Origin of the sequence: Enterococcus sp. LX10, assembly GCF_023539285.1 — a bacterium.
Taxonomy (GTDB): domain Bacteria; phylum Bacillota; class Bacilli; order Lactobacillales; family Enterococcaceae; genus Enterococcus; species Enterococcus faecalis.
In genome coordinates this window covers 514,951-525,465 of record NZ_CP092784.1, presented here as the reverse complement: position 1 = coordinate 525,465, position 10,515 = coordinate 514,951, and the positions used below count along the sequence as shown (strand labels likewise).

The 10,515-nt window shown below is 37.1% G+C and carries 9 protein-coding genes, 1 tRNA gene and 1 riboswitch; of the genes, 2 read left to right on the top strand and 8 right to left on the bottom strand.

The window, feature by feature from the left end:
* The first annotated feature begins 20 nt into the window (after window positions 1-20).
* Window positions 21-683, top strand: coding sequence for a TetR/AcrR family transcriptional regulator (locus MKZ30_RS02565; RefSeq protein WP_002383043.1), 663 nt, complete (start codon window positions 21-23; stop codon window positions 681-683).
* 80 nt (window positions 684-763) lie between these two features.
* Here MKZ30_RS02565 and MKZ30_RS02560 read toward each other — a convergent pair whose 3' ends face one another.
* The 7 genes from MKZ30_RS02560 to rpoN all read right to left on the bottom strand — a co-directional run bounded on the left by MKZ30_RS02560 (window position 764) and on the right by rpoN (window position 9,496).
* Entirely contained in the window at window positions 764-1,555 is a 792-nt protein-coding gene (locus MKZ30_RS02560) for an alpha/beta hydrolase (protein ID WP_002383042.1), read from the bottom strand.
* A gap of 38 nt (window positions 1,556-1,593) precedes the next feature.
* On the bottom strand, window positions 1,594-3,060 hold the full coding sequence (locus MKZ30_RS02555) for an MDR family MFS transporter (protein ID WP_002364774.1): 1,467 nt from the start codon (window positions 3,058-3,060) through the stop codon (window positions 1,594-1,596).
* A gap of 167 nt (window positions 3,061-3,227) precedes the next feature.
* Window positions 3,228-4,412, bottom strand: coding sequence for a methionine adenosyltransferase (gene metK, locus MKZ30_RS02550; RefSeq protein ID WP_002355656.1), 1,185 nt, complete (start codon window positions 4,410-4,412; stop codon window positions 3,228-3,230).
* Window positions 4,410-4,505, bottom strand: a riboswitch (SMK box riboswitch). (Overlaps the previous gene by 3 nt.)
* Before the next feature lie 75 nt (window positions 4,506-4,580).
* Entirely contained in the window at window positions 4,581-5,273 is a 693-nt protein-coding gene (locus tag MKZ30_RS02545; protein WP_002420079.1) for a hypothetical protein, read from the bottom strand.
* Entirely contained in the window at window positions 5,266-5,961 is a 696-nt protein-coding gene (locus MKZ30_RS02540) for an ABC transporter ATP-binding protein (protein WP_033601141.1), read from the bottom strand. The genes MKZ30_RS02545 and MKZ30_RS02540 overlap by 8 nt, the downstream gene beginning before the upstream one ends.
* A gap of 125 nt (window positions 5,962-6,086) precedes the next feature.
* Window positions 6,087-7,964, bottom strand: a complete 1,878-nt coding sequence (locus MKZ30_RS02535) for an acyltransferase family protein (protein WP_002373449.1) — start codon at window positions 7,962-7,964, stop codon at window positions 6,087-6,089.
* 200 nt (window positions 7,965-8,164) lie between these two features.
* On the bottom strand, window positions 8,165-9,496 hold the full coding sequence (gene rpoN / locus MKZ30_RS02530; protein WP_033601142.1) for an RNA polymerase factor sigma-54: 1,332 nt from the start codon (window positions 9,494-9,496) through the stop codon (window positions 8,165-8,167).
* Between the two features lie 58 nt (window positions 9,497-9,554).
* Between rpoN and MKZ30_RS02525 the strand changes: the two genes are divergently transcribed.
* Window positions 9,555-9,626, top strand: a tRNA-Arg gene (locus MKZ30_RS02525).
* 655 nt (window positions 9,627-10,281) lie between these two features.
* Here the strand turns inward: MKZ30_RS02525 and MKZ30_RS02520 are convergent.
* A complete protein-coding gene (locus tag MKZ30_RS02520) occupies window positions 10,282-10,482 on the bottom strand; it encodes a cold-shock protein (RefSeq protein ID WP_002355647.1) in 201 nt (66 codons plus the stop codon).
* Window positions 10,483-10,515: the final 33 nt, after the last annotated feature.

Here is a 10,515-nt window from a genome sequence, read left to right as displayed (position 1 = left end):
GTTTAATAGGAGCTAAAATCATGGAACCGAAATTATCAAAAGACACGATTATTGCAGCCGCATTTTCTTTGTTAGAAAAAAGTCCCACTTTAGAACAACTTTCTATGCGTAAAGTCGCCAAACAGCTTGGTGTACAGGCGCCCGCAATTTATTGGTATTTTAAAAATAAGCAAGCCTTACTTCAAAGTATGGCTGAAGCGATTGAAGAGCACTTTCAAGAACCTGTATTATGTGGTGAATGGTATTCTGACTTACTGGCCTTCATGGAAAACTATTATGATCTCTATCAACAATTCCCCTGTGCCGTAGCCATCGAAATCCAAACCGTTCCTGCCTATCCCCAACGATTACGCCATTTGAATCAAATGATGGGCATTTTAAGAGAAGCAGGTTTTTCACCAGAAATGACTCATTTAGCAGTAACGTCTTTACAACATCTTTTGTTTGGGATGATTATGGACGCAACGGAGGAAAAACAGCTCGTTTCGCAAGTGTTGAACGGAGATGACTATTTAAAAGAACAAGTGCTGCACATGAAACAATATGTCTCCGACAATGGGTTAACATACATGGAGGAAAGCATTCAATTTCGGCGCTCCATTCACCAAAAATCCGCCTTTATTCAAGCTGTTAAAACCTACTTAGATGGGTTGCAAGCAGACAACACCTCTTCATCTAAATAAAAAAAGCCCTTGGTCCGTCAGTCGAAATGACTGACGGACCAAGGGTTAACTTTTAAAATAAATAGCGAAAACTACTTTCTCTATTTTGGTATTGGTAGCCAAGCCAAGGCTTTTTGAATCCATTCATCCCAAAACACCCAGTCATGTTCTCCTGGTCCAGTTTCAAAAGTGTAACTTGCCTGTGCCTGTTCCAACGCTTGAGCCATCTGTTGATTAGCAGAAAGTAACATATCTTGCTCCCCACAACAAAGATAAAATTGGGGCATTTCTGTTTGGCTTTCTACTAATTGTTGTAATAAATACAGCGGATCGTGAATGGAACCTTCAATTTGATCTAACGGGCCAAAAATACCTTCCCAATAGCTTCGCTTACGGACTTTTAATAATTCCCCAAAACTAGTGGATGATAAACTAACTGCCCCAGACAAAGAAGCAACGGCTGCAAAAGATTCTGGTTTCGCTAGTCCTAATTTCAAGGCGCCATAACCACCCATTGACAAACCAGCAGCAAAGGTTTTTTCTCGTTTTGTACTTAACTGTGGAAAGAGTTGATGACAAATTTTCGGTAATTCTTCTGAGATAAACGTCCAATAGTTCATATCGTATTGTGTGTCCGTATACCAAGCTAAATCCGTGGACGGCATAATGACAGCAATCCCCAAATCAGCGACATACCGCTCAATAGAGGTTCTGCGAGCCCAGACGCTGTGATTCCCTCCCATCCCATGTAATAAATACAACACAGGAACATCTGTTAATGCTGCTTGGGTACTTGTGCCCACTTTTTTTACCGTTTCTTGTGGTAAAATTACGTTCACATTCACTTCCATTTCCAATACATTTGAATAAATATTTGCTTGTAAAAAGGCCATCTACTTTTCCCTCCAATACTCTTTCTATTAGTGTACCACTAAACCTTCGCTCGTTGCGCTTTTGCGAAAATATTTAACAAAAGAGCAACAACAACTAAGCCCGCACCGACTAAGTAAACATTATGCAGACCTGCATAGAGGATACCGCGTAATGGTTTTAACAACGCAGCTGGAATTAAATTTGCAGTATGTGGATTCACTAATTGATTCATGACATCTGCATCGACGTTTAACGCGCTCGCTTCCAATTTTGCAAACATTCCTGCATTTAAAATCACACCAAAAATTGACACCATCACAGTCTGCCCAATTGTACGCACCAACGTATTAAACGATGTTGCAACCCCCATTTTTTCAGGCTCCACTGTACTTTGTGCGGTCACCGTAGTCGTTGTGATAGTAATCCCAAAACCAACTCCTAAGACAGAAGAAACTACAAAGAAAAGCCAAAACGGAACGGCCATTGGCATTACCACTAAAAAGATGGCCCCGACTAATAGAATCGATAACCCAATCGTTAAGACTTTTTTCATAGCATATTTTTCCATAAAGCTACTTGCTATAAATGATCCAGCCATCCAAAGTAACGACATAGGCGCTAAAACTAAGCCACCAATTCCTGCACTTTTTCCTAAGACACCTTGCATCCACATCGGAATGTAGACATCAATCCCCATTAAGAAACCACTAATAAGCGCCGCAATAAGATTCACTAAAACAAACGTTGGTTGATTAAATAAATGCAAATCAATCACTGGGTCTTGCGCGCGTTTTTCTATCATCACAAACGCTACAAAAAAGAGCACACTTAAACTCAAACAACCAAATGTTACTAGTGTAAAACCATTATCGCTAATCATTTGAAAACCTAGCAATAACGTTAGCAACACGGCCATCAAAGTAACGCTGCCCAAAATATCCATTGGCATCTTGGTCCGTTCCCGCTTTGGTTCAACTAAGAAAATACTAATCAAGCCCAATAAAACAAGTCCAATAGGAACATTAATGAAGAAAATCCAATGCCAACCGACTGTATCTACAATAAAACCACCTGCTAACGGACCAAAAATACTAGCAATTCCCCAGGCGGCACTGTTTAAACCTAAAATTTTCGCTCGCTTGTCCAATGAATACATATCGGCAATAATCGTTAACGCAACTGGTAAAATTGCGCCTGCCCCCACACCTTGAATTGCGCGGGCAATAATTAAGGTCAACATATCTTGAGCAAAGCCACACAACGAGGAGCCCAAAATAAAAATGATAATGCCAATCATGAAGACAGGTTTACGACCAATTTTATCCGCAAGTTTCCCATAAATCGGTGTTAACATCGCATTCGTTAATAAATAAATTGAAAATACCCAGTTCATAATTTCCATGCCATGTAACGAGCCGACAATCGTTGGCATCGCAGTAGACACAATGGTCCCTTCAATGGCTGTCATAAATGTTGCCACAAAAACACTCACCGTGACTAACTTAACATTTGTTTCTTTTGCCATTTGTTCACATCCTTTTCTATTCAATTGTCAATTTTCTAAATTGCTCCATAGCTATTCTATACAAAAAAGAACAAAATGTCTTAAAAAAATGCTTTTTCATAAAAAAATTATTGTAAAAAAACAAGAAGTCAGCCAAGTATTGGCTGACTTCTTGTTTTTTTATTTAATTATTCAGCTAAACTAGCTTTTAACGCTTCAACTTTATCTGTTTGTTCCCAAGGTAAATCAATATCTGTTCGACCAAAATGACCATAAGCCGCAGTTTGTTTATAAATTGGGCGACGTAAATCTAGCATTTCAATAATACCTGCTGGACGTAAATCAAAGTTTTTACGAACTGCTTCGATTAATTTACTTTCTGGAAGATCACTCGTACCAAACGTATTAATAGAAATAGACACTGGTTGCGCCACACCAATTGCATAAGCTAATTGGACTTCTACTTTTTTCGCCAAACCAGCAGCAACAATGTTTTTCGCGATATAACGCGCAGCATAACTAGCAGAGCGGTCAACTTTGGTTGCATCTTTTCCAGAAAAAGCGCCGCCGCCATGACGAGCATAACCGCCATAAGTATCAACGATAATTTTACGACCAGTTAAGCCGGCATCTCCTTGAGGGCCACCGATTACAAAGCGACCAGTTGGGTTGATAAAGTATTTTGTTTCATCATCTAAAAGTTCATGAGGGATCACCTCATTGATTACTTGTTCTTTAATGTCTTTTTCGATTTGTTCTAAGGTTGTTTCATCATCATGTTGTGTACTGATGACAATCGTATCCACACGTTGTGGTTGACCTTGATCATCATATTCCACTGTTACTTGAGATTTTGCATCAGGACGTAAGTAAGGTAAGACTTTTTCCTTCCGCAATTCTGCTAAACGGCGAACCAAACGATGGCTTAACGCGATCGGTAATGGCATTAATTCTGGTGTTTCGTCAACGGCAAAACCAAACATTAAGCCTTGGTCACCAGCGCCAATATCGTCTTTTTCATCTTGATCACGCACTTCTAAGGCTGCGTCAACCCCTTGAGCGATATCAGGTGATTGCTCATCGATTGCTACAAGAACTGCGACAGTCTCTCCATCAAATCCATATTTTGCTCGTGTATAACCAATATCTTTCACAGTTTGACGAACAATTTTTTGGATATCTACATAAGCTGTTGTAGAAATTTCTCCAAATACTAGGACTAAACCAGTTGTTACGGATGTTTCACATGCCACGCGGGCCATCGGATCTTTTTCCAAAATCGCATCTAAAATTGCATCACTGACTTGGTCAGCTACCTTATCTGGATGTCCTTCTGAAACGGATTCTGATGTAAATAAATGTCTTTCTGTCATAATGTTATTCCCCCTAAATAGTTTCGGTTACAAGGCATCTTTAGTAAGTAACGACAATTACTTGCTAAATCCTTTCGGGAACTTGTAACAAAAACAGTATACCAGATATCTAAAAAAAAAGCTTAGGTTTTCAAGAAAATCATTAACCTATTATAAATTTCTATCACACTATTCAATAAAGAATAGCGAATTTTTAACTATCTTACTTGTTGCCATAGTCAGCAAAATACTACAACTTATTAAAAAAAGAAAATAAAGTAAAATCTTCACTAAAGAAAACTGTACATTGAATAAAATATAGGCACTTGCGAGAATGCCACCTAAAGTCAGCGAACAAAAAACAGAAAGATACTCTGCCACCTTTTTATCTTTGATAATTACCGAAAGCAATAGAACTAAACTTCCTAACAGGTAAGTAATAAAAGGTAAAGTAACTACGTTCTGTGGTGCCAATAGATAAAGATATGGACTCTGTTGGTTATTTAAAATAACAAAACTAATAAGTAGTTGAAACACTTGAAAAGGTACACTAATCATTACAGCAACCACTATTTTTCCAATAACTACCCTAGTTATACTGACAGAAGACAGAAGTAATAAAGGTAAAGTCATTTGCTTTTTTTCTTGAAGCATTGTACTCATGATAAACATAGCAGCAAAGCTACCGGCCAAAGTAAAGCTGGAAAATAAGTTAGCTTCATTTGGCAAAACAATTCCTTCTGAACCGCCGCTTTTACTAATGAAAACTGTAAAAAAAATCAAATAAAGCATTAAACCGAAATATTTCCAAAGATGACTTTTTAATTCCAGAAACTCACGTTTAATCACTACTTGAATTTCATAAAAAAATTCTTTATTCATGGTGTTCACCTACTTTTTCCAAATAGATTTCTTCTAAATTGACTCCTATATTTGGCTCATTGAAGCAGACTTTTCCATTATTTAATATTAAAAAATTAGTACATATTTCTTCAACGAAAGCTAAATCATGACTATTAATTAAAATGATTTTCCCTGCTTCTTTTAAATGAATAATTAATTGTCGTAACTTCTTTTTCATTTCTGGATCTAAAGCATTCGTAGGTTCGTCAAAATAATAAGCTTCACTCTCTCTTAAAAAAAGCATTGCTAAAGCAACTCTTTTTTTTAATCCCTGTGACAATTTATCTACACGTTTAAACTGATAGTCTATTAATCCAAATTCTTTTAACACTTGTGTCAATTTTTTTGACTTTTGTTTTTCCCCCGACAGCTCCAATTTAAAAAGTATATTTTCTCTGACTGTCAGTCGTTCATAGAAACCACCCATTTCCGGAAGATATTCTACTTTTTTTATATAATTATGTACTACACCTTTGCTCGGCTTCAGCAAACCTAAAACCAAATAACTTAGTGTTGTTTTTCCCGCACCGTTGTGTCCGAGAATCCCCCAACATTGTCCTTTTTCGATTTTCCAATTAATATCTTCCAAAACAAAATAATTTTTTTTGTAGAAAAAACTAATATCTTCAGCATAAATTTCGCTGTTCTCACTCCGATTTTCTATCATTATCTACCTCCTATAAAAAAGATTATTATTTATTTATCGTAACGTAAACACCATATTTTGTAAACGATTTCTTTATCTGCAACAAAAAACTTCCAGCCCCTTTCATCTGAGCTGGAAGTTTCTTGCTACTGTAAAATTTTCTCCGCGATAAAGTGTGTATATTGCTCGCCACCTGCCACATTTGGATGAACTCGGTCATCATAAAACCAATCATCATGGGCGTTACTATAATTAAACCAGTCAATGACCGTTAAGTTATCGTATTTTTTGTCCATTTGACTAAGTAAACTATTCACTTGATTTTGCCATCTTCTAGTTGGGACGCGAACATTAATCCAATAAACTTTTCGATTACCTAACGCTTTCATAAATTCATCAAATTGTGCCTCTGTAAAAGGACCATTCGTACCTAAACTCACTAAAACAGTATCTTTGAGCATTTTCTTTTTGTCTAGTTCACCAATTAGTGAAATGCTACTATACAATTGACGGCCCACTTCCCCATCGATAATCATTTTAGGGAAAATATCTTGTAACCCACTAGCACCATCTAGAATAACGGAATCACCAATAGTTGTGATTTCTAAATTCTGCGCTTTTTTTACTTGCTCTGGGGTGAGTTGTGTGGGTAGAACGTCTTGGCTTTCACTCGGTTTTGTACTACTTTCTGTGGACGTGCTACTATTTTTCGTGCCACTTTCTTGGACTTCTTTTTTACGTTCTTCAATTTTTTGCTGATTTTTCGCAATATTTTTTTCTAGTTGCTCTTGTTGCGCACTTTTAGCGTTTGCTGGGGCCACAATTAAACCGAATACTGCAATCACGCTAATCACTGTCATAAAGGCCATTGTCCCTTTTTCACGAAGGTCCCACGGTTTCCGTAAGAACTCAGTGAATTGAGTCCAGACATCCTTATAAGACAATCGTGTCAGTGGATGTTCGATAAAACGATATGACAATTCGCTCACTACTAAAATTAATGCTATTTCAACCAATGAATGTAGAAAAACATGGTCCGATAAGGTCTTAATTTTGGCCTCATAAAAAATCATGATTGGGAATTGATACAAGTAAATGCCATAACTCCGTTTACCTATCCACGTAAAGACTGGATTCGTTAACCAACGATTCATATCTGCCCCTGGATGTGCAGTGACGGCCACTAAGACAGTGGCTGCCAAACTAATTAAAAACATGCCGCCATAATAAACAAAATTTGTATGATCTGATAATGTTAAAAAGGCTAATACTAAAAGAACTAAGGCACTTAACCCAGCGCCATTTAAGATTTTTTTAGAGGCTTCTGGAATTTCTTCTTTCAAACGTGTGCTTGGCCAAACATACGCCAATGCACTACCTAGTAAAATAGAAAAAACACGTGTGTCTGTTCCATAATAGACACGTGTAGGATCTGCGCCAGGAACATATAAAACGGCCATCAGCGTCACCGAAATTAAGGCGCCGATTAAAACTAAACTGAAAATTCGACCGCGCTTACGAACAAAGCGTTCCAGAAGAATAAAAAGTAATGGCCAAATTAAATAATTTTGCGCTTCAACTGCCAATGACCAAATATGTACAAATGGCGATTGTGTCGCAAATCCATCAAAATAAGAAAACCCTTTAAAAATTTGCCACCAGTTGTTGTAATAAAAAACACTACTAGCGACAACGCTGCGAATATTGTTTAATAAATCCTGCTGAAAGAGTGTAATATAACTAACTGCACTTAAAAGCATCACAATTAATGCTGGATACAGCCGTTTCATCCTTCGCACATAAAATCCTTTTAAATCAATGGTCTGATTTTCTGCCCATTCTTGCCGCAACAAGTCGTTAATAAGATAACCTGAAACAACAAAGAAAATCGGAACACCTAAGTAGCCACCTCGCATGACTTGGGGAAAAAGGTGATACAAAATCACGCCAATTACAGCGATCGTCCGAATGCCATCAAAACCTGTAATATAGCGTTTTTTCTTGCTATTTGCTGTCTGATTCATTTGTGCTTTCCAACTTTTCTATAAAATTATTCTTTTCCTTTATTTAAAGAAGCAAGTAACTTTAATATACGTTTTTTCCTAGGAAATGGCAAGCAAACTTTGCCTCCTTTAGGCTTTTTTTACAATTCAAAAAACCAACATTTTTTAAATCACAAAAAAACAACCAAAGCTTATGAAAATTACTCATAAGCTTTGGTTGTTTACTCATATCGTTTTCGTTTAGATGAAGATGGAATCCCTAGGGCTTCACGATATTTTGCCACCGTTCGCCGGGATATTTCCATGCCTGAATCTTTTAATCGCTCGACTAATTTTTGATCAGATAACGGTTTACTTTTTACTTCTTGATCAATTAATTTTTGTAGTTGCTTTTTAACCATCGTTGTTGAGACATCCTCGCCATCTTCTTCTGATGAAAGAATACTTGTGGAGAAGAATGAGCGCAATTCAAAGACACCAAACGTGGTTTCTAGATATTTTCCATTGACCGCACGACTAACTGTCGATTCATGAATAGACAAAGCATCCGCAATTTCTTTTAAAGTCATTGGTTTTAATGGCCGATCTGCTTCTAAAAAGAAGGCTTCTTGACGGCGCACAATTTCTTGCCCTACACGTAAAATTGTATCCCCCCGCTGATTCACTGCGCGCTCTAACCATTCAAATTCGTTTTTCTTATCCTTAATATATTCTTGGACTTCTTTGTCGTCAGTCTCTTGCATTCGTTTGAAATAATTTTCTTGAAAATTTAATGTCGGTCGACCAGCTTTGTTGGAAATCACCACTATTCGATCTTCCTTGATTCGGACAGTTAAATCTGGTCGAATATACAATTCCTCGGTCGCATCAAAAATATTCCCTGGCGCTGGCGATAACGTTTGTATATAATCAAAGATCAATTGAATTTCTGCTAATTCAATCCCGAATTTTTTAGCTAACGGGCCCCATTTACGACTCACTAAGGCATCAAACTCTTCCTCCAATAAAATATACGCTAAATTAGGCGCGGTATCGTCTCGTTCTGTTTGTAGCATCAAACATTCTTGTAAATTGCGTGCCCCCACACCTGCTGGATCTAGCTGTTGTAACAAAGTTAATGCATCTAGCATTTGAATGGCGCTTGCTTCGGTTTTCACTGCCGCTTCTTCTAACGAAATCGTTAAATAACCATTCACGTCTATATATTCTACTAAAAACAATACCAATGTTCGCAAGTATGTATCGCGGTAATTCAAATGAATTTGATCAATTAAAGACTCAAATAATGATAAATGATAGTCTGGAATTTGATTCATATAATTATTTTCTTCGTCTTGGTTGGTGTAAGAACGACTAGGTATCGGAAAATCTGTGGTGTACTGCGTGTCTACTTGTAAATCAATTAATGGATTCTCTAGTGCTTTCGCTTCAACAAAGGCAGCGAGTTCTTCCGTATTAAATTGTAAAATTTGAATAGATTGTTGAAGCTGTTGAGTCATGGCCAACTTCTGGACTTGTTTTTGTTGTTGGGACATTCGTTGCTCAAATTTCATTATTTTCGTCCTCCCTCTTGTAATTTTTGTCAATATCAGCTAAACTAGTATTCGTGCCGCGCCCTTAGTGTAGTGGATATCACGTAAGATTCCGGTTCTTGAGACGGGGGTTCGATTCCCTCAGGGCGCGTTATTTAAATATGTTGATTTATCAACGTTTCTGGACACTCTTTATTCATCTAAAGAGTGTTTTTTCATGTTTAGGAATGATTTTTCTATCTGTAGTTTTTTCAAATGTTACTTATGGCAAGCTCAATCGCACTTAACGAGACAACATTTGTTCTGCTTCAGCTACAAATCCAATAAGGTTAAAATTCCTCCGTTCCTATTGTAACGCATAACGTTTCCTTTTTCTATCTGCTAAACAAAGTATTACGACAAGCAAACACCTGCTTCTCTCTTAAAGATCCCTTTCTGATTATATAGTAAATTGCTTTTAATTTGTTAATTATTTTACCTAAAACTTAATACCCTAATTAAATAAAGAACCTGGGGCAAAAATCACTTTGGATTTTTGTCCCAGGCTTAAAACCTGATAATTGGCGGGAACAGAACCGTTCAGCTCCGACCTCTAAAATACTTAATTAGAAATATGCTACCAGCAATCACACCAATTATGATTACTAGCCAAAATAATCCACTTACAAGTAACAGCTCAGTTAAGGTCATCTTCAGATTCTCCTCCTTTAAATGGCATCTGCTTTGTTTTGCTATGTAATTAATGACGAGATCAGACAACAGCTATCAAAAAAACGGACCAACACGTGGTCCGTTTTCATTCATTATTAAGCTTTTACGATGTTCGTTGCTTGTAAGCCGCGTGGACCTTCTTCAGTATCAAAAGTTACTGCTTGGCCTTCGTCTAAAGTTTTAAATCCATCTGATTGAATAGCTGAAAAATGTGCAAATACATCATTGCCATCTTCACCTGTAATAAATCCAAAACCTTTGTCTGCGTTAAACCATTTTACTGTACCGTTGTTCATATATATTTCCTCCTAGTGCATAAAAATATGCAA

Bases quoted from the DNA above. Each gene is read 5' to 3' on its own strand.
- MKZ30_RS02520 (WP_002355647.1), bottom strand. From the start codon at position 10,482: ATGAACAACGGTACAGTAAAATGGTTTAACGCAGACAAAGGTTTTGGA.
- metK (WP_002355656.1), bottom strand. From the start codon at position 4,412: ATGACAGAAAGACATTTATTTACATCAGAATCCGTTTCAGAAGGACAT.
- MKZ30_RS02540 (WP_033601141.1), bottom strand. From the start codon at position 5,961: ATGATAGAAAATCGGAGTGAGAACAGCGAAATTTATGCTGAAGATATT.
- MKZ30_RS02555 (WP_002364774.1), bottom strand. From the start codon at position 3,060: ATGGCAAAAGAAACAAATGTTAAGTTAGTCACGGTGAGTGTTTTTGTG.
- MKZ30_RS02565 (WP_002383043.1), top strand. From the start codon at position 21: ATGGAACCGAAATTATCAAAAGACACGATTATTGCAGCCGCATTTTCT.
- MKZ30_RS02560 (WP_002383042.1), bottom strand. From the start codon at position 1,555: ATGGCCTTTTTACAAGCAAATATTTATTCAAATGTATTGGAAATGGAA.
- rpoN (WP_033601142.1), bottom strand. From the start codon at position 9,496: ATGAAATTTGAGCAACGAATGTCCCAACAACAAAAACAAGTCCAGAAG.
- MKZ30_RS02535 (WP_002373449.1), bottom strand. From the start codon at position 7,964: ATGAATCAGACAGCAAATAGCAAGAAAAAACGCTATATTACAGGTTTT.
- MKZ30_RS02545 (WP_002420079.1), bottom strand. From the start codon at position 5,273: ATGAATAAAGAATTTTTTTATGAAATTCAAGTAGTGATTAAACGTGAG.